Origin of the sequence: Streptomyces sp. NPDC005266 (assembly GCF_040607655.1) — a bacterium.
Classification (GTDB): Bacteria; Actinomycetota; Actinomycetes; order Streptomycetales; family Streptomycetaceae; genus Streptomyces.
On record NZ_JBEXHC010000006.1, the window covers coordinates 233382 to 251283 of the forward strand.

The 17902-nt window shown below is 72.0% G+C and carries 21 protein-coding genes; 12 read left to right on the forward strand and 9 right to left on the reverse strand.

Features of this window, described 5'->3' with window-relative positions:
• Nucleotides 1-233 precede the first annotated feature (233 nt).
• A complete protein-coding gene (locus tag ABZU99_RS14650) occupies nucleotides 234-1673 on the reverse strand; it encodes an NAD(P)H-hydrate dehydratase (RefSeq protein ID WP_356043052.1) in 1440 nt (479 codons plus the stop codon).
• An 83-nt stretch (nucleotides 1674-1756) separates the two neighbouring features.
• Here ABZU99_RS14650 and alr point away from each other — a divergent pair, with 83 nt between their 5' ends.
• From alr to ABZU99_RS14670, 4 genes are all read left to right on the forward strand, one after another.
• Nucleotides 1757-2911 (forward strand): alanine racemase, encoded by a 1155-nt coding sequence (alr, locus tag ABZU99_RS14655; RefSeq protein WP_355940412.1) that lies wholly within the window; start codon nucleotides 1757-1759, stop codon nucleotides 2909-2911.
• 2 nt (nucleotides 2912-2913) lie between these two features.
• Nucleotides 2914-4134, forward strand: a complete 1221-nt coding sequence (locus ABZU99_RS14660) for an alpha/beta hydrolase (RefSeq protein ID WP_355940415.1) — start codon at nucleotides 2914-2916, stop codon at nucleotides 4132-4134.
• A 15-nt stretch (nucleotides 4135-4149) separates the two neighbouring features.
• A complete protein-coding gene (gene tsaE, locus ABZU99_RS14665; RefSeq protein WP_355940418.1) occupies nucleotides 4150-4656 on the forward strand; it encodes a tRNA (adenosine(37)-N6)-threonylcarbamoyltransferase complex ATPase subunit type 1 TsaE in 507 nt (168 codons plus the stop codon).
• Nucleotides 4657-4806: 150 nt separating this feature from the next.
• Nucleotides 4807-4995: a hypothetical protein gene (locus ABZU99_RS14670; RefSeq protein WP_355940421.1), complete on the forward strand. Its 189-nt coding sequence runs from the start codon at nucleotides 4807-4809 to the stop codon at nucleotides 4993-4995.
• Between the two features lie 181 nt (nucleotides 4996-5176).
• Here the strand turns inward: ABZU99_RS14670 and ABZU99_RS14675 are convergent, their stop codons facing one another.
• Complete coding sequence (locus tag ABZU99_RS14675) at nucleotides 5177-5740, reverse strand: L,D-transpeptidase (protein ID WP_355940424.1); 564 nt, start codon at nucleotides 5738-5740, stop codon at nucleotides 5177-5179.
• Between the two features lie 158 nt (nucleotides 5741-5898).
• On the opposite strand from ABZU99_RS14675, the gene tsaB reads away from it, so the two are divergent.
• The 4 genes from tsaB to ABZU99_RS14695 are packed head-to-tail and all read left to right on the forward strand — an operon-like array spanning nucleotide 5899 to nucleotide 8480.
• A complete protein-coding gene (tsaB, locus tag ABZU99_RS14680; RefSeq protein ID WP_356043059.1) occupies nucleotides 5899-6567 on the forward strand; it encodes a tRNA (adenosine(37)-N6)-threonylcarbamoyltransferase complex dimerization subunit type 1 TsaB in 669 nt (222 codons plus the stop codon).
• A gap of 26 nt (nucleotides 6568-6593) precedes the next feature.
• Nucleotides 6594-7088 carry a ribosomal protein S18-alanine N-acetyltransferase gene (gene rimI / locus ABZU99_RS14685; protein WP_355940669.1) on the forward strand — a complete coding sequence of 165 codons (495 nt, stop codon included), beginning with the start codon at nucleotides 6594-6596 and terminating at the stop codon, nucleotides 7086-7088.
• A complete protein-coding gene (tsaD, locus tag ABZU99_RS14690) occupies nucleotides 7081-8193 on the forward strand; it encodes a tRNA (adenosine(37)-N6)-threonylcarbamoyltransferase complex transferase subunit TsaD (RefSeq protein ID WP_356043061.1) in 1113 nt (370 codons plus the stop codon). Before rimI ends, tsaD begins: the two co-directional genes overlap by 8 nt.
• Nucleotides 8190-8480 carry a hypothetical protein gene (locus tag ABZU99_RS14695; protein WP_356043063.1) on the forward strand — a complete coding sequence of 97 codons (291 nt, stop codon included), beginning with the start codon at nucleotides 8190-8192 and terminating at the stop codon, nucleotides 8478-8480. The genes tsaD and ABZU99_RS14695 overlap by 4 nt, the downstream gene beginning before the upstream one ends.
• Nucleotides 8481-8546: 66 nt before the next feature.
• Here ABZU99_RS14695 and groL read toward each other — a convergent pair whose 3' ends face one another.
• From groL to ABZU99_RS14710, 3 genes are all read right to left on the reverse strand, one after another.
• Nucleotides 8547-10169, reverse strand: coding sequence for a chaperonin GroEL (gene groL, locus ABZU99_RS14700; RefSeq protein ID WP_355940434.1), 1623 nt, complete (start codon nucleotides 10167-10169; stop codon nucleotides 8547-8549).
• A gap of 94 nt (nucleotides 10170-10263) precedes the next feature.
• Nucleotides 10264-10572: a co-chaperone GroES gene (groES, locus tag ABZU99_RS14705; RefSeq protein WP_355940437.1), complete on the reverse strand. Its 309-nt coding sequence runs from the start codon at nucleotides 10570-10572 to the stop codon at nucleotides 10264-10266.
• 206 nt (nucleotides 10573-10778) lie between these two features.
• A complete protein-coding gene (locus ABZU99_RS14710) occupies nucleotides 10779-11852 on the reverse strand; it encodes a polysaccharide deacetylase family protein (RefSeq protein WP_356043067.1) in 1074 nt (357 codons plus the stop codon).
• Nucleotides 11853-11929: 77 nt separating this feature from the next.
• On the opposite strand from ABZU99_RS14710, the gene ABZU99_RS14715 reads away from it, so the two are divergent.
• On the forward strand, nucleotides 11930-13117 hold the full coding sequence (locus ABZU99_RS14715) for a methyltransferase domain-containing protein (RefSeq protein WP_356043069.1): 1188 nt from the start codon (nucleotides 11930-11932) through the stop codon (nucleotides 13115-13117).
• 44 nt (nucleotides 13118-13161) lie between these two features.
• Here ABZU99_RS14715 and ABZU99_RS14720 read toward each other — a convergent pair whose 3' ends face one another.
• On the reverse strand, nucleotides 13162-13683 hold the full coding sequence (locus ABZU99_RS14720) for an ATP-binding protein (protein WP_355940446.1): 522 nt from the start codon (nucleotides 13681-13683) through the stop codon (nucleotides 13162-13164).
• Nucleotides 13684-13845: 162 nt separating this feature from the next.
• Between ABZU99_RS14720 and ABZU99_RS14725 the strand changes: the two genes are divergently transcribed.
• Together ABZU99_RS14725 and ABZU99_RS14730 are read left to right on the forward strand one after the other, a co-directional pair.
• Nucleotides 13846-14697 carry a Scr1 family TA system antitoxin-like transcriptional regulator gene (locus tag ABZU99_RS14725; RefSeq protein WP_355940449.1) on the forward strand — a complete coding sequence of 284 codons (852 nt, stop codon included), beginning with the start codon at nucleotides 13846-13848 and terminating at the stop codon, nucleotides 14695-14697.
• Between the two features lie 10 nt (nucleotides 14698-14707).
• The gene (locus ABZU99_RS14730) at nucleotides 14708-14914 is read left to right on the forward strand and encodes a DUF397 domain-containing protein (protein WP_355940674.1); all 207 of its coding nucleotides are present in this window, start codon (nucleotides 14708-14710) and stop codon (nucleotides 14912-14914) included.
• Between the two features lie 184 nt (nucleotides 14915-15098).
• Here ABZU99_RS14730 and ABZU99_RS14735 read toward each other — a convergent pair whose 3' ends face one another.
• Entirely contained in the window at nucleotides 15099-15998 is a 900-nt protein-coding gene (locus ABZU99_RS14735) for an aldo/keto reductase (RefSeq protein ID WP_356043074.1), read from the reverse strand.
• A gap of 112 nt (nucleotides 15999-16110) precedes the next feature.
• On the opposite strand from ABZU99_RS14735, the gene ABZU99_RS14740 reads away from it, so the two are divergent.
• A complete protein-coding gene (locus ABZU99_RS14740; protein ID WP_355940455.1) occupies nucleotides 16111-16443 on the forward strand; it encodes a hypothetical protein in 333 nt (110 codons plus the stop codon).
• A 22-nt stretch (nucleotides 16444-16465) separates the two neighbouring features.
• On the opposite strand, the gene ABZU99_RS14745 is transcribed toward ABZU99_RS14740, so the two are convergent.
• Together ABZU99_RS14745 and ABZU99_RS14750 are read right to left on the reverse strand one after the other, a co-directional pair.
• Entirely contained in the window at nucleotides 16466-17104 is a 639-nt protein-coding gene (locus ABZU99_RS14745; RefSeq protein ID WP_356043077.1) for a hypothetical protein, read from the reverse strand.
• A 14-nt stretch (nucleotides 17105-17118) separates the two neighbouring features.
• A complete protein-coding gene (locus ABZU99_RS14750) occupies nucleotides 17119-17901 on the reverse strand; it encodes an SDR family oxidoreductase (RefSeq protein WP_355940460.1) in 783 nt (260 codons plus the stop codon).
• Nucleotide 17902 lies beyond the last annotated feature (1 nt).

A 17902-nucleotide genomic window follows, 5' to 3' on the forward strand; every position in this document is an offset into this window, starting at 1 on the left:
TTGGCGTGTGGTCGCCAGCGAGGCGGGAGGGGGCGGGGTCGGAGGGGTGGTGTCCTGGACGCTTTCGCATATTTGTGGCGCCAATCTCCGGCCCGCCCCACGCTTCCGGGCACCGGCGCCGTAAATATGCGGTCCAGGGCGCCGCCCCGCAGGCCCCGCCCCCGGCACCCACCGCACCCCAGGCGCACCGCCCACGCACCCGCACGCAACTCGCAACCCGTGGCCCGCACCCGTCAGGCCAGCACGTCCCGCCACGTGTCGGGGAGGGCAGTCGCCACGTCGTCCGCCACGATCGGCGCCCCGTGCGGACCGGTCGCGCGGCGGGCGGCCAGGCCGTGGAGGTAGGCGCCGACCGAGGCCGCGTCGCGGGCGGGCAGCCCCGCGGCGAGCAGGGAGCCGGTCAGCCCGGACAGCACGTCGCCGCTGCCCGCCGTGGCCAGCCAGCCGGTGCCGGTGGGGTTGACGCGTACGGGCCCCTGCCCGTCGGCGATCAGCGTGGTCGATCCCTTCAGCAGCGCCGTCGCGCCATAGCGCTCGGCCAGGGCACGTACGGCGGCCAGCCGGCCCGTCTCGACCTCCTCGCGGCTCGTACCGAGCAGCGCCGCCGCCTCGCCCGCGTGCGGGGTGAGGACGGTGGGGGCCGCGCGTCCCCCCAGCCCGCCGGCGGGCAGCAGATGGAGCCCGTCGGCGTCGACGAGGACGGGGACGTCGGAGGCGAGGACGTCCTCCACGGAGTGCCGGGCCGCCGCGCCGTCGCCGAGCCCGGGGCCGACGACCCACGCCTGGACGCGGCCCGCCTTGCCCGGGGGACCGGTGTGTACGAGGGTCTCGGGGAAGCGGGCGATCACCGTGTCGGCGGCGGGCCCCACATAGCGCACGGCCCCGGCGCCGCCCCGCAGCGCGCCGGAGACCGCCAGCACGGCGGCGCCCGGGTAGCGGGCGGAGCCCGCGACGACGCCGACCACGCCCCGCCGGTACTTGTCGCTCTCCGGCGCGGGGCGGGGCAGCAGCTCCGCGACGTCGTCGTGCTGGAGCGCCTCCGCGTCCGGGACGTCCGGCAGATACGCGTCCAGGCCGATGTCGACCAGGCGCAGCGCGCCCGCGTGCTCATGCGCCGGGTCGATGAGCAGTCCGGGCTTGTACGTACCGAAGGTCACCGTCGCGTCCGCGCGCACGGCGGGCCCCCGTACCTCGCCCGTGTCCGCGTCCACCCCGCTGGGCAGGTCGACGGAGACGATGGTGCCGCGCACCGCGCGGACCAGCCGCTCGGCCTCGGGCCGCAGCCCGCCCTTGCCGCCGATGCCGACGATGCCGTCCATCACGAGGTCGGCGCGGGCCAGGACCGCCTCGCCGTCGGCGGCCGGCACCGCGTGCCCGCCGGCTGCCCGCAGGGCGGCGAGTCCGCCGGAGTGGGCGCGGTCCGGGGCGAGCAGCACCGCGGTGACCCTGGCGCCGCGGCGGGCCAGCCGGGCGCCCGCGTAGAGCGCGTCCCCGCCGTTGTCGCCGCTGCCGACCAGCAGGGCCACCCGGGCCCCGTACACCCGGCGCAGCAGATGGGCGCAGGTGGCGGCGAGCCCGGCCGCCGCGCGCTGCATGAGCGCTCCTTCGGGCAGCCGTGCCATCAAGTCCCGCTCAGCGGCCCGTACGGTCTCGACGCTGTAGGCAATCCTCATGGCCATAGTCTCCCGAACGAAGGGCACTCCTTGCGGGGAAGCACACACTCCAGTGTGCTGATCGGCCTGAGAGACTGGCGGAGATGGACGAGACACCGATGCGCGCTCGTGCCGTGGTCGATCTGGCCGCCGTACGGGCCAATGTCCGGGTGCTGCGCGAAGCAGCGCCCACCGCCGAGCTGATGGCCGTGGTCAAGTCGGACGGCTACGGCCACGGCGCGATCCCGTGTGCCCGCGCCGCCCGTGAGGCGGGCGCGAGCTGGCTGGGCACGGCCACACCCGAGGAGGCGTTCGCGCTGCGCGCGGCGGGCGACACCGGCCGGCTGATGTGCTGGCTGTGGACGCCCGGCGGCCCGTGGCGGGAGGCGATCGAGGCGGATATCGACGTCTCGGCCAGCGGTGTGTGGGCGGTGCGCGAGGTCGTCGCGGCGGCCCGAGCGAGCGGCCGTACCGCCCGGCTCCAGCTGAAGGCCGACACCGGGCTCGGCCGCAACGGCTGCCAGCCCGCCGACTGGCCCGCCCTGGTCGCCGAGGCGCGTGCCGCCGAGGCGGAGGGGACCGTGCGGGTGACCGGGCTGTGGTCCCACTTCGCGTGCGCGGACGAGCCGGGGCACCCCTCGATCGCCGCCCAGCTGTCGGTCTTCCGCGAGATGGTCGGCCAGGCGGAGCGGGCGGGGCTGCGGCCCGAGGTGCGTCACCTGGCCAACTCCCCGGCGACCCTGACCATCCCCGAGTCGCACTTCGACCTCGTACGGACCGGGATCGCCGTCTACGGCATCTCGCCCGCGCCCGAACTCGGCGTCCCCGCCGACCACGGGCTGCGCCCGGCCATGACCCTGTCCGCCTCGCTCGCCTCCGTGAAGCGGGTGCCGGGCGGCCATGGCGTCTCCTACGGCCACCGCTATGTCACGCCCGGCGAGACGACCCTCGCCCTGGTGCCCCTCGGCTACGCGGACGGCATCCCGCGCCACGCCTCCGGCACCGGCCCGGTGCTGGTCGCGGGCAAGTGGCGGACCATCGCGGGCACGGTGGCGATGGACCAGTTCGTGGTGGACCTGGGCGGCGACAGCGCGGCCCCGGGAGATGAGGCGGTGCTGTTCGGGCCCGGCGACCGGGGGGAGCCGACCGTCGAGGACTGGGCGCGTGCCGTGGGCTCGATCGGCTATGAGGTCGTCACGCGCATCGGGGGCCGCGTCCCCCGCGTTTATGTAGGTGAGCACGGGGGCACAGGGATCTGACCATGGGCGAGGACAGCACGGCAGAGATGGCGACGCGAGTCGCGGCGGGGGCCACAGCCGTGGGCTGGCGGCGTGGCGCCGGGTTCGCGGGTGCCGCGATCGGCGTCCTGGCCGCGGGCGCGGCGGCGGGCGTCGCGGTGGAGCGACTGACGGTCGGCCGGGGCGTACGGCGCAAGGCGCGGCTCGCGCTCGATGCCGAGGGCCCGTACGGCACTCTGCGCGGCACCCCCGCCACGGCGATCGCCGACGACGGTACCGAGCTGTACTACGAGGTGGAGGAGGTGCGGGAGAGCGCCTCCTCGCCGTCGCCCGGGCCGCGCCGCAAGCGGCGGTTCGCGCGCCGTCCGGCCGTCGCCCCCGTCACCATGATCTTCAGCCATGGCTACTGCCTCGGCCAGGACTCCTGGCACTTCCAGCGCTCGGCGCTGCGCGAGGTGGCCCGCACGGTCTACTGGGACCAGCGCTGCCACGGCCGCTCGGCGCGCGGCTGCGCCCAGGCCGACGGCGACCAGATCAGCATCGACCAGCTGGGCCGCGATCTGAAGGCCGTGATCGACGCCGCCGCGCCCGAGGGCCCGCTGCTGCTCGTCGGCCACTCCATGGGCGGCATGACGATGATGGCGCTGGCCGCGCAGTACCCGGATCTGATCCGCGAGCGCGTGATCGGCGCGGCCTTCATCGGCACGTCGGCGGGGCGGCTCGGCGAGGTCAGCTTCGGCCTTCCGGTCGTCGGCATGAACGCGGTCCGGCGGGTGCTGCCGGGGCTGCTCAAGGCGCTGGGCTGGCAGGTGGAGCTGGTGGAGCGGGGCCGGCGGGCGACCGCGGATCTCTTCGCCGGGCTCATCAAGCGGTATTCGTTCGGTTCCAAGGACGTGGACCCCGGGGTCGCGCGGTTCGCCGAGCGGCTGATCGAGGCCACCCCCATCGATGTGGTCGCGGAGTTCTATCCGGCCTTCATCGCCCATGACAAGGCGGCGGCCCTGCCGCACTTCGACGGGCTGCCGGTGCTGGTGCTCGCGGGCGACAAGGACCTCATCACCCCGATGGAGCACAGCGAGGCCATCGCGGAGCTGCTGCCGGGGGCGGAGCTGGTGATCGTCGAGGAGGGCGGTCATCTGGTGATCCTGGAACACCCCGAGGTGGTCAACGGACATCTGACCGAGCTGCTGGCGCGGGCCGTGGGAGGCGTCGGCGGACGCGCCAAAAGGGACGTCTCCGGCTGAGTACCATCGGCGGGTATGGACACAGGCACGCGCATCACCGTCACCTCTCCCGACCAGATGCGGGACGTGGGACGCAGACTCGCCAAGCTGCTGCGCCCCGGTGACCTGGTGCTGCTCACCGGCGCGCTGGGTGCGGGCAAGACGACGCTGACCCGGGGCCTGGGCGAGGGCCTGGGCGTGCGCGGCGCGGTCACCTCTCCCACGTTCGTCATCGCCCGGGTCCACCCGTCGCTGTCCGACGGCCCGCCGCTGGTCCATGTCGACGCCTACCGGCTGGGGGGCGGCCTCGACGAGATGGAGGACCTCGACCTGGATGTGTCGCTGCCGGATTCGGTGGTGGCCGTGGAGTGGGGCGAGGGCAGGGTCGAGGGGCTCTCGGAGAACCGGCTGCATGTGGTGATCGAGCGCGCGGCGGGTTCGGACACGGCGGTGGTGGGCGACGTGGACGATGTCCGCGCCGTGGTGGTGACGGGTGTCGGCCCGCGGTGGGCGGGCGAGGACCTGGCATCGCTGGCCGGTTGACGGGGTAGATTCCGACAAGCCGTCGGCATGATGTTGCACTCCGGGCATCGGCCGTGGTCACATGGTAGGGGAAGCATGGTTAGGTGTACCTAACCTGCTGTGTGCTTCCTCTCGCTCGTCCGACTGCCCCAGGACCCTCAGGAGGCATCCATGTCGGCCCAAGAACCCGCGGTCGGAGCCGACCGGAGCCAAAGCGACGACCGCTCCCCGTCGATGACGGAGCTGCTGGCGGCGTGCGCGGCGGCGAGCGCGGTCTCGACTCCGCCGACGGCGGAGCCCCTGGCGGCCGCCCCGTCCGACGACGCGCCCACGAACGACGAGGCGCGCGACGCCGCCTAGTCCCTCCAGGGGCGGAGCCCCCGCAACGGACCTGGGCTACGCCGCCTAAGCGGATGCGGTGAGGTTCGCCGCTGATTCCTCGCCGTTCGGCCTGGCCGAGGGCTTGGACGCCGAGAAGGATCAGCACTTGACTTCGCCGTAACCGCTTAGTCCCTCCCGGGGCGGAGCCCCCGCAACGGACCTAAGGCAGTACGACGACCTTGGTGCCGACCGGGGCGACCTCGAACAGCGCCGTCGCATCCGCCCGGCTCTCCCGGATCGCCCCCGTCCGCTTCCGCGCCTTCGGATCCGGCATCGAGCCGTCCACCGCCGCACTGAAACCGAACACGGCGCCCCCTTCCGAGTGGAAGACGACGATGTGCTCGACCTGCACCCCGTCCGACCCCACCCCGCTGAGGCGGCGGTCCGTGACCTGGTACGTCCCCGGGTCGGGGCTCGCCGGGCTGGGACCGACCTCGAAGGTGCGGGTCGCCTTCTCCTGCGCGGAGACCAGCCACACCCGCTTGCCGCCGAGCGAGTAGACGATGCGCTGCCCCGTCCCCGACCGCGCCGGCAGGGCCGTGGCCTTCGGCTTCGGCTTGGTGGCCTTCGGCTTGTCCTTGGCGCCGCCCGAGTGCGAGCCGGGGCGGGCCTGGGTGGGGTGGTCGGGGGCGGTCGCGGCGGCTTGGTAGCCGAGGAACCCGACGCCCGCGAGTGCGGCGGCGGTGAGTAAGGCCACGGCGGGCCCAGTGCTGCTCCTTGCCACGGCGGCAACCCTCTCCTGCGGTCAGTACGCGCTCACGGCCCGTACACACTTAACGTGACGGTAGCACCGGCGCGCGCCCCCCATGCGCGCTCCCGGCGCTCCGCCCCCGCCTTGCTCCACCTTCGGTACAAGGGCCGGCGGCGCCGTAGGCTGTCCTCGTGCTGTTGCTCGCTCTTGATACCGCCACCCCCGCCGTGACCGTCGCCCTCCACGACGGCACCGAAGTCCTCGCAGAGTCCGCCGAGGTCGACGCCCGGCGCCACGGCGAGCTGTTGCTGCCCACCGTCCACCGGACACTGAAAGCGGCGGGCGCCGAGCTCGGCGCGGTGACGGAGATCGTCGTCGGTGTGGGCCCCGGCCCGTACACCGGGCTGCGAGTGGGGCTTGTCACGGCCGCCACCTTCGGGGCGGCGCTCGGGATCCCCGTCCACGGGCTGTGCACGCTCGACGGGATCGCCTGCGCCGCCGGCCGGGCCGGCCTCACGGGCCCCTTCGTCGTGGCCACGGACGCCCGGCGCAAGGAGGTCTACTGGGCGCGGTACGACGACCCCCGCACCCGCGTCACCGAGCCCGCCGTCGGCCACCCGGCGGATCTCTCCGAGCGGGTCGCCGGGCTCCCCGCCGTCGGGGCGGGCGCGCGGCTCTACCCGGCCGCGTTCGCCGAGGTGCCGGAGGGGATGCCCGAGCACCAGTCGGCCGGCGCGCTGGCCTCGCTCGCCGCCGAGAAGCTGGCGCGCGGTGAGGAGCTGCTGCCGGACCGGCCGCTGTATCTGCGGCGCCCGGACGCGAAGGTGCCCGCCAACTACAAGGTGGTCACCCCCAAGTGACCGGTACGACCGCGACGCTGCGCGAGATGCGCTGGTGGGACATCGAGCCGGTGGTGGAGCTCGAACAGGAGCTGTTCCCGGAGGACGCCTGGTCGCGCGGGATGTTCTGGTCCGAGCTGGCCCACGCCCGCGGCGGCCGGACATCCAGGCATTACGTGGTGGCCGAGGCGGACGGGCGCCTCGTCGGCTACGCCGGTCTCGCCGTCTTGGACCGCACCGGCGACGTCCAGACCATCGCGTCCGCCCGCGATTACTGGGGCACCGGCCTCGGCGCCCGTCTCCTCACCGACCTCATCACCGCCGCCACCGCCTTCGAATGCCGCGAGGTGCTGCTCGAAGTGCGCGTCGACAACACCCGCGCCCAGCGCCTCTACGAGCGCTTCGGCTTCGAGCCCATCGGCATCCGCAGGGGCTACTACCAGCCGGGCAATGTCGACGCCCTGGTCATGCGGCTCACCGACCCGGCCGCGACGGCCACCACCACCGTGACCTCAGTACAAGGAACGAAGACCCATGGTTGACTCACGCAGCGAACCTCTCGTACTCGGTATCGAGACCTCCTGCGACGAGACCGGCGTCGGGATCGTCCGCGGCCACACCCTCCTCGCCGACGCCATCGCCTCCAGCGTCGACGAGCACGCCCGCTTCGGCGGTGTCGTCCCGGAGGTCGCCAGCCGCGCCCATCTGGAGGCGATGGTCCCGACCATCCAGCGCGCCCTGAAGGACGCCGGGGTCGCCGCCTCCGACCTCGACGGCATCGCCGTCACCGCCGGCCCCGGGCTCGCGGGCGCGCTGCTCGTCGGCGTCTCCGCCGCCAAGGCGTACGCGTACGCGCTCGGCAAGCCGCTCTACGGGGTCAACCACCTCGCCTCCCACATCTGCGTCGACCAGCTCGAACACGGTCCGCTGCCCGAGCCGACGATGGCGCTGCTGGTCAGCGGCGGCCACTCCTCGCTGCTTCTCGCGCCCGACATCACCTCCGATGTACGGCCGCTGGGCTCGACCATCGACGACGCGGCGGGCGAGGCGTTCGACAAGGTCGCCCGCGTGCTGAACCTCGGCTTCCCGGGCGGCCCCGTCATCGACCGCATGGCCCGCGAGGGCGACCCGGACGCGATCGCCTTCCCGCGCGGACTGACCGGCCCGCGCGACGCCGCGTACGACTTCTCCTTCTCCGGCCTCAAGACCGCCGTCGCCCGCTGGATCGAGGCGAAGCGGGCGGCCGGTGAGGAGGTCCCGGTCGCCGATGTCTCGGCCTCCTTCCAGGAGGCGGTGGTGGACGTCCTGACCCGCAAGGCCGTCCGCGCCTGCAAGGACGAGGGCGTCGAGCACCTGATGATCGGCGGCGGCGTCGCCGCCAACTCGCGGCTGCGCGCCATGGCCGAGCGCCGCTGCGAGGACGCGGGCATCACCCTCCGCGTCCCCAGGCCCAAGCTGTGCACGGACAACGGGGCGATGGTGGCGGCGCTCGGTGCGGAGATGGTGGCGCGGGGGCGGCCGGCGTCGGCCTGGGAGCTGTCGGCGGACTCCTCGCTCCCGGTGACGGACCCGCATGTCCCGGACCCCCGTCACTCCCACGACCATGACCACGTCCACGAGCTGAGCCGGAAGAACCTCTACGCATGACCGTCGCCCTGATGTGGGAAGCCCGGGCCGTCGAGGGAAAGGGCGAGGAGCTGCTGGCCTGGGCCGGAGGCCGGCCCCTTGACCCGCCCCCGCTGCGCCGCGAGACCTTCCGCGCCCCCGAGGACCGGGTGCTCGTCATCACCTGGTGGGACGGCACCTACGAGACCCCGGGCCTCCCGGAACTCCCCGAACCGGGCGAGGACTTGGTGCGCCGGGCGGTCCACCGTTGGCGCTTCGAGACGGTCGAAACGGTGGAAACGTTCGAAGCAGACGCGGCGGAGGTCTGACCCCGACGCGAAGGCGCGGTCACCCCCAGCGGGGTGACCGCGCCTTCGTCGTGCGCGTCTGAGGCGTCAGTGCGCGTGGCCGTGGCCGTGGCCCGCGGCCTCCGGCTCTTCCTCCGGCTTCTCGACCACCAGGGTCTCGGTGGTGAGCAGCAGCGAGGCGATCGACGCGGCGTTCTCCAGCGCGGAGCGAGTGACCTTGACCGGGTCGATGACGCCGGCCTTGACCAGGTCGCCGTACTCCTCCGTCGCCGCGTTGTAGCCGTGGCCCTTGGGGAGCTCGGCGACCTTCGCGGTGATGACGTAGCCCTCGAGGCCGGCGTTTTCGGCGATCCAGCGCAGCGGCTCGACGGCCGCGCGGCGGACCACGGCCGCACCGGTGGCCTCGTCGCCCTGGAGGTTCAGGCTGTCCTCGAGCACCTTCGCGGCGTGGACCAGAGCGGAGCCACCACCGGAGACGATGCCCTCCTCGACCGCGGCGCGGGTCGCGGAGATGGCGTCCTCCAGGCGGTGCTTCTTCTCCTTGAGCTCGACCTCGGTGGCCGCGCCCACGCGGATCACGCATACGCCGCCGGCCAGCTTCGCGAGCCGCTCCTGCAGCTTCTCGCGGTCCCAGTCGGAGTCGGTGGTCTCGATCTCGGCCTTGATCTGGGCGATGCGCCCCTGGACGTCCTCCGGCTTGCCGCCACCGTCGACGATGGTGGTGTCGTCCTTGGTGACGGTCACGCGGCGGGCGGAGCCCAGCACGTCCAGGTCGGCCTGGTCGAGCTTGAGGCCGACCTCTTCGGCGATGACGGTCGCGCCGGTGAGGGCGGCGATGTCGCCGAGCATGGCCTTGCGGCGGTCGCCGAAGCCGGGGGCCTTCACCGCGACGGCGTTGAAGGTGCCACGGATCTTGTTGACGACGAGGGTGGAGAGGGCCTCGCCCTCCACGTCCTCGGCGATGATCAGCAGCGGCTTGCTGGCGCCGGCCTGGATGATCTTCTCCAGGAGCGGCAGCAGGTCCTGGATGGAGGAGATCTTGCCCTGGTGGATCAGGATGTACGGGTCGTCGAGGACGGCCTCCATACGCTCCTGGTCGGTCACCATGTACGGCGACAGGTAGCCCTTGTCGAAGGACATGCCCTCGGTGAAGTCGAGCTCCAGACCGAAGGTGTTGGACTCCTCGACGGTGATGACACCGTCCTTGCCGACCTTGTCCATCGCCTCGGCGATGAGCTCGCCGACCTGCTTGTCCTGAGCGGACAGCGCGGCCACGGCGGCGATGTCGGTCTTGGAGTCGATCGGGCGGGCGGTGGCCAGCAGCTCGTCGGAGACGGCCTTGACCGCCGCGTCGATGCCCTTCTTCAGGGCGGCCGGGGAGGCACCGGCGGCCACGTTCTTCAGGCCCTCGCGGACCAGGGCCTGGGCCAGCACGGTGGCGGTGGTGGTGCCGTCACCAGCGATGTCGTTGGTCTTGGTCGCCACCTCCTTCACCAGCTGGGCGCCCATGTTCTCGTACGGGTCCTCGACCTCGACCTCGCGGGCGATGGTGACACCGTCGTTGGTGATGGTCGGAGCACCGAACTTCTTGTCGATGACGACATTGCGGCCCCGGGGGCCGATCGTCACCTTGACGGTGTCCGCAAGCTTGTTGACGCCGCGCTCGAGAGCGCGACGGGCGTCCTCGTCGAACTTCAGGATCTTCGCCATGGGTTGCGTATGTCCTCTCAAACGAACCGCGCCCCGACCCCGGGTATCTGTGACACGGGCACCGGGGCGCGGCTCATAGGCAAAACTTCGGTGATTACTTCTCGACGATCGCGAGGACGTCGCGAGCCGAGAGGACGAGGTACTCCTCGCCGTTGTACTTCACCTCGGTGCCGCCGTACTTGCTGTACAGCACGACGTCACCGACGGAGACGTCGAGCGGAAGACGCTTGCCGTCCTCGAAGCGGCCCGGGCCCACGGCCAGGACGACGCCCTCCTGGGGCTTCTCCTTGGCGGTGTCCGGGATGACCAGGCCTGAAGCCGTGGTCTGCTCGGCGTCGAGCGGCTGGACCACGATGCGGTCCTCGAGCGGCTTGATGGCAACCTTGGAGCTGGTGGTCGTCACGATCCGACCTCCCCCTTCGGAGATCTCACGGGGTTAACTGTCTGAGGTGGCGACCAGGTGGATCCGTCGTCGCGGGTGCCGGACCTGCCCGTCGCTGTATCTCTGGCACTCAGGACTCCTGAGTGCCAGCCCCGACATTATGACGCGGTTAGCACTCAGTCAACCAGAGTGCCAGGCGACGGGGTGGCGAGCCGCGCGAGGCGGCGTCACACGTAGTCCTCCAGCCGCCCTACGGTGAACCCCTGTTCCTGGATCGCACGCACCAGCGACGTGATCATGTCGGTCATGGACTGCCCCTCCAGCTGCTCCGGGCCCCGGAAGTGGGCGAGGATGATGTCCCCCGGCCGCAGCTGCCCGCCGGAGCGGTACGCCAGCCCGTAGGTCTCCATCTCGGCGCGCCACAGCACCACCGTCTCGATCCCGCAGGAGGCCGCCGCGTGCAGCGTCGTCTCGTCGTACTCGCCGAAGGGCGGGCGGAAGAGGCGCGGCTGCCGGCCGAAGCGGTTGCGGAGGTTCTCCTGCTGGCCGCAGATCTCCCTGGCCTGGGCGTCGTAGTCGAGGCCGGCGAGGCTGGGGTGGGTGAGCGTGTGGTTCTCCATCGGGTTGCCGAGTTGGCGGAGCTGGTCGAAGTAGCCGTACTGGTCGCCGATCACGTTGTCGGTCAGGAACCCCGTGAACGGCAGGCCGAGGTCCCGGGCCTGCTCGATGAAGCGCGGGTCCTTCTCGATGCCGTCGTCGATGGTCACGAAGACCACCCGGTCATCCGTGGGCACCCGGCGCAGCACCGGTGGCACCCCCGCTCGTTGCCGCCCTGGCGGGCCGAGCAGTGGCTTGCTCGCGGGCGGGGGCGGGGGCACCTCCAGCGGCCTGTCGAGTCCCCAGCGGTGGTACGCCTCCGGGTCGCCCATGGGTGCCGAGCGCACCTGGGGCGGATACGAGTCGGGGGGGCCGGAGGCCGGGGGCGGGCCGGGCTCGGGCACCGCGCCCGGGGGCCCCGGCGCGCCTTCGTCCGAGGGCGGCGGTGCGTCCGCGTCCCGGCCCGGTGGCACGGACGGCCCCGGGGGCCGCCGCTGCGACTCCTGCCCGTATTTCTGCCCGGATTCCGGCCACGACTGGGGCCGCCGCTTTGAGGCGGGGGCGGAGGAGGCGGCCGGCGCATCGGCCGCGCGGCCGGCCTCGGTGTACGGGTCAGGGCCACCGATGCTGCCGCAGCCGGTCGCCAGGATCGCCGTCGCGGCGGCGAGAACCAGACACCTCGAAAAACCAGTCTTGATCATCATCACATAAGTCATGTTTGACCGCGGGGCGCGGAACCGCTCGCCCCGGACGTGCGAATGCGCTCGCCGGAGCGGGGAGAATGGGCCATGTGGACGTTGACGCCTTCGACTCACTGCTCGGCGCCGAAGGGCAGGCGCTGCTCTCCGGGCTCCGCGACTACGACCCGGCGCACGAGCTCGCCACCGCGACCCGGCTGCGCCGCGACCATCCGCCGGCGCTGGTCTCGGCCGCCCTGACCCAGGCCGAGCTGCGGCAGCGGGCGGTGGCCAAATTCGGCCCCGAGGACGCGTACCGCATGTACTTCACGCCGAACGGCGTCGAGCAGTCCACCCGCACCTCCGTCGCCGACTATCGCGCCGCCCGTTTCGTGGAGTTCGGAGTCCGCCGGGTCGCCGATCTGTGCTGCGGCATCGGCGGCGACGCGATCGCCCTGGCACGCGCCGGGATCTCCGTCCTGGCCGTCGACCGTGACCCGCTCACCTGCGCCGTCGCCCGCGCCAACGCCGAGGCGCTGGACCTGGCCGACCGCATCGAGGTCCGCTGCGCGGATGTCACCGAGATCGACACCACCGCCTTCGACGCCGTCTTCGTCGACCCCGCCCGGCGCGGCGGCCGGGGCCGCGTCTTCGACCCCGAGGCGTACTCCCCGCCCCTGTCCTGGGCCATCGAGGCCGCCCGCACCACCCCACGCGCCGCCCTCAAGATCGCCCCGGGCATTCCGCACGAGGCGATTCCGGAGGACGCGGAGGCCGAGTGGATCTCGGACCACGGCAATGTGAAGGAGGCCGTCCTGTGGTTCGGCACGGCCCGGCCCGGGATGCGCCGCGCCACCCTCCTCCCGGCCGGTTACACCCTCCTCGGCACCTGCCGCCTCCCCGACCCCGACCCCGGTCCGGTGGGCCGCTGGCTCTACGAACCGGACGGCGCCGTCATCCGCGCCCATCTCGTCGCCGATGTCGCCGCCCGCATCGGCGGCCGGCTCATCGACCCCACGATCGCCTACATCACCACCGACGAGCTGCGCCCGACGCCCTACGCCACGGCGTACGAGATCACCGATGTGCTGCCCTTCAACCTGAAGAAGCTCAAGGCCCTGCTGCGGGAGCGGGAGGTCGGCGTCGCCACCATCAAGAAGCGTGGCTCGGCCGTGGAGCCGGAGCACCTTCGCAAGAAGCTTCGCCTCGAAGGGGGAAATGCCTGCACGATCCTGCTCACCCGGTCGGAAGGCGCACCGACGATGCTCCTGGGCCGCCCCGCCTCTGCCTAGCCCTTCAGGTCGTCTCCTGGGCCACCCCGCCTCTGTCTAGCCCTTCAGGCCGTCTCGGGGGCCACCCCCCGGGCCCCCTTGACCGCGAGCTCGAACCAGACGCCCTTGGCGAAGCGGCCCGCCGGGTCGCCGTCCGCCGTGCCCCACGCGTCGGAGAGGGCGGCGACGACGCCGAGGCCGCGGCCGTCCATGCGGTCGGCGGTGGGGAGGCGGGCGGCGGTGGGGAGCGCGGTGCAGGCGTCGTAGACGAGGACGCGCAGGCTGGGCGGCTCGATCAGCACACGCAGCATCAGGGAGTCGCCCTCGGCGTGCAGATAGGCGTTGGTGACCAGCTCGGAGGTGCAGACCGTCGCCGCGTCGACCAGCTCCTCCTGCCCGGTGGAGTTGAGCACGCAGGCGACGAAGTCGCGCAGGATCTTGGGCGAGGTGGCCCGGCGGTTGCTCTGGAGGGTGTAGGCGTACGGGTCTTGCGCGCCGGATCCGGAGGGCGAGGCCGCCCCGGAGCCGGGGGCCGGGGCTGAGGCTGAGGCGGGGGGACGGTCGTCGGACTCGTGGTCGGAACCCATGGTCAACTCCCTGCGAGGGGGCGACAGTGCGCGTACCGTAACGCCGATCAACGCTTCGTAGCGGATGCACGACCCACGGTAGGGCAGCGGTGCAAACAACTGCTACGGCTCCGGTAAATTTCCTCGACAATTAGCCCGTCGAGGTGAGGACAGGGAGGACCCATGCCACCCAGGAGCGCCCCCACCGCCCGTCAGCTCCGGCTGGGCACCGAACTGCGCCGGATGCGCGAGGACGCCGGCCTCTCCATCCAGGAGGCCGCCGACCGCCTCGGCATCAACCGCACCCACATCACCAACCTCGAGCTCGCCCGCTTCGGCGTCAGCGAGGAGCGAGTGCGGGCACTCGCCGCCATCTACGCATGTCCCGATGCCGCCTACGTCGAGGCGCTCGTCGCCATGACCCATGAGCGCAAGCGCGGTTGGTGGGAGGAGTACCGGGGGTTCATCGCCACCGGCGGACTCGACCTCGCCGAGCTGGAGTACTACGCCGCGAGCCTGCGCGTACTGGAAATCATGCACATCCCCGGTCTGCTGCAGACGGAGGAGTACGCCCGCGCCGTGCTGAGCGCGACCGTCCCCCCGTGGTCCCCCACCGATCTGCGGCGCCGGCTCTCCCACCGGATGAAGCGCCGCGACATCCTCGACCGGGACGACCCGCCCTCGTGCACCTTCATCATCCATGAGGCCGCGCTGCGCATGCGGTTCGGCGCCGACGCGGTTCTCCGCGCCCAGCTGGAGAGCCTGCTGGAGTCGTCCGAGCGGAAGAACGTCACCGTGCGCGTCCTGCCGTTCGCCGCCGGCGGGTTCCATGTGCCGGGGATCTCGGTCACCTACGCCTCCGGCCAGGTCGCCCAGCTCGACACCGCCCAGCTCGACACCGCGCACGGCCCGGTCTTCCTGGACGCGCGGTCCCAGCTCGCCACCCATCGGCGGGTGCTGGAGCGTACGACCGAGGTGGCGCTCTCGGCCGAGGCGTCGCGTGATGTCATTCGTTGCGCCGCTCAACAGAGATGAAAGCGTGGAGATGGTCGAGCTCACCTGGCAGAAATCCTCCTACTCCGGCGGGGGAGACGGAAACTCCTGCATAGAGCTCGCCTCCAAAGGCGACGCGATCGCCCTCCGGGAGAGCGATGACCCCGGCACCGTGCTGACCACCACCCCCGCCAAGCTCGGACCGTTCCTCCACGCCATCAAGGCGGGCGAGTTCGATCACCTTGCGGCGAACGAGTGACATTCCCGCGCACGCACGTTCCTGAACCGCCATCTCCATCTGACCGAGCGCACCCTTACCGAGACCCACCTCGACGGCACCCGCAAGCGGCGCGGACTCGCGGACAACGACGAGGTGCTGCGGGTTCCGGCCGCCGACTTCGGCATCGCGCTGCCCTCGGACACCGAGCTTCCGGGGTGATGGCCTACCGCGGGGACTGAAGCCGCGCCATGTCGTCGTCCGAGAGCCGCAGTGCTCCGGCGGCCACGTTCTCCACGAGGTGGTCCGGATTTCCGGTCCCCGGAATGGCCAGCACATGCGGTCCCTGGTGCAGCGTCCACGCCAGCCGGACCTGCGCGGGCGTCACTCCGTGGGCGCGCGTGACCGCGAGCACCGCTTCGTCCTCGGCCGCGACCGCCCCTGCCTCGCGCCCGGAACCGGCGACCGCGAAGAACGGCACGAAGGCGATGCCCTGCTCCCCACAGGACCGCAGGAACTCCTGCTCGTCGGCCGGTGCGCCGACGCCGTAGGAGTTCTGCACGCAGACCACCGGCGCGATGGCCCGCGCCTCGGCCAGATGCTCGGGCGTGGCATTGGATATGCCCAGGTGACGTATGAGCCCGGCGTCGCGGAGATCGGCCAGTGCGCCGAAGTGATCGGCGATCGAGCCGGTCCTGCGGCTCGGCGGGACCCGCAGGTTCACGACGTCCATATGGTCACGGCCCAGCTGGCGCAGGTTCTCCTCCACCTGGCCACGCAGCTGCCCCGGAGCGGCCCACTGCCATGCGCCCGACGGATCCCTGCCCGCCCAGACCTTGGTCGCGATGACAAGGTCGTCCGGGTAGGGGGCCAGGGCGCGGTTGATCAGCTCGTTGGCGGACCGCAGCGACGAGAAGTAGTAGGCAGCGGTATCGATGTGGTTGACCCCGAGCTCGATCGCGTGCCGCAGCACGCTGATCGACCGCTCGCGGTCGCTCGGCGGCGTACCGGGGTCGAAGGCGGTGCTGCCGGTGAGGCGCATCGCGCCGAATCCGACGCGGTTGACCGTCAAGTCGCCGAGGTTCCAGGTGCACGCGGCTGCCGCGTTGGTCGTCTCCGTGGTCATGATCAGTCGTGCGTCCCTTCGTCGAATCCCGGGGTAGCGCTACGGGCCGGGGCCCGCCCATGGCACGATCATCCCGCTGATCGGGCCGGAGGGTGGCAGGGGCGAATGAGGCATGAGTAAAGACAAGTTGTCCGTGACGGAGCAGGAACTGTCGGATCTCGTCACGGACCTCGAAGGCATGCTCAACTACCTTGAGAAGACGATCGAAAGCCTTGATCATCTTGCCGGGTCGGCCGAGCCCGATCACAAGGGTCCGGCTGCCGCGGCGTACAAGAAGCTTCAGCGTGACGCCTATATGGACGCCGTACGGATCCGGCAGCTGCTGATCCGTATCGAGGAGGCGACCAAGCAGCGCGGCGAGAGCCTGAGCCCACGCTATCTGGAGCTACTGCACCGCTTCCAGTCGCTGCAGAAGCCGTCGGAGGACGACGGGGGCGAGGGCTGAGGGTACGGCTGCGGCCGTACCCTCAGCCCTCGTCTTCCCGCCGTTCCGGTTCCCGCCGCATTGGGCTCAGTTCGCGGCTGACGAGTCGGTAGTAATCGATCGCCTTGGCCATGCCCAGTCCTCCGGCCACGGCAAAGGCGATGCCGGTGCCCAGCACCGTGCCGACGTTCTCCGCGTCGTCGTCCGAGACGGCGGCGCCCGCGACCAGGATCAGCCCGAGGCTGCACAGCACGACCGACGGCACCAGCCAGAGCAGGGCGCCGGCGGACACCTGCCAGTGCGGCAGGGTCTGCGGGTCGCGGGCCAGAGCCGCCCAGCCGCGCAGGCGCGCGCCGACAAAGAGGTCGCGCCGTATGCCGGACGCCACCCCCATGGCCGTCGGTACCGTCGCCCCCAGCGCCAGCGCCAGGAAGATCACGCCGAGGATGTGCTCCACGATCTCTCCGGTCACCAGAAACCGAAACCCGGACACCGCCAGGGCCCACCCCAGAGCGAAGATCAGCGTCAGCAGCCACAACAGCAGCGCGCGATGCGGCGCCATGTACTGGCGCGCCAAAGCCCTCATCGCCCGCGCCCGCTCGTCCAGCAGCCCGGCGCGATCGGTCCACGTCCGCTCGTCCGGAGCGGGGGGTGGTGGCGGGAGGGCGGTGGGCGTGGTCATGAATGCAGCCCCTACTAGTCCTTGGCCGGGGCGGCCGGGGCGCGCCCCACGTTCGACGACACCGATGCCACCGCGCCCCTCGGCACCAGCCGTGCGAGCCCCGTGAGCGCCTTGTAGCGCGGGTCCGGAACGGACAGGGTCTTCCCGCGCGAGAAGTCCTTGAGGGCCGCCGCGACGACCCGATCCGCGTCCAGCCACATCCAACTCGGCACGTTGTCGGGCTTGATACCGGCCCGTTCGTGGAACTCCGTACGGACGAAGCCGGGGCACAGCGCCATCAGCCGCACTCCCTCGCCGGCGAGATCCTTGGCCGCGCCCTGGGTGAACTGGACGACCCACGCCTTGCTCGCCCCGTACGTTCCGCGCGGGAAGAACGCCGCGATGGAGGCCACGTTGATCACGCCGCCGCGCCCCCGGCTCCGCATCGTCTCGGCGCCCGCGCTGGTCAGGCGCAACACGGTTTCGCAGTGCAGCTTGAGCATGCGGAGTTCGTCGGCGAGTGGGACCTCCAGATAGCGGGCCCGGTTGCCGAAACCGGCGTTGTTGACGAGGAGATCGATGGGGTGGGTGCGGTCCGCGAGCCGCTTTTCGACCGCGTTGATTCCGTCGTCCTCGGAGAGGTCTGCGACCAGGACGTCGGCTTCGACGCCGTGCCGGTCGTGCAGATCCGTCGCCTGCTCGCGCAGCCGCTTCTCGTCGCGGGCGACGAGCACCAGGTTGTGTCCGTCGGCCGCGAGCCGGCTCGCGAAGGCGGCGCCGATGCCCGCCGTGGTTCCGGTAATCAGTGCAGTCGTCATA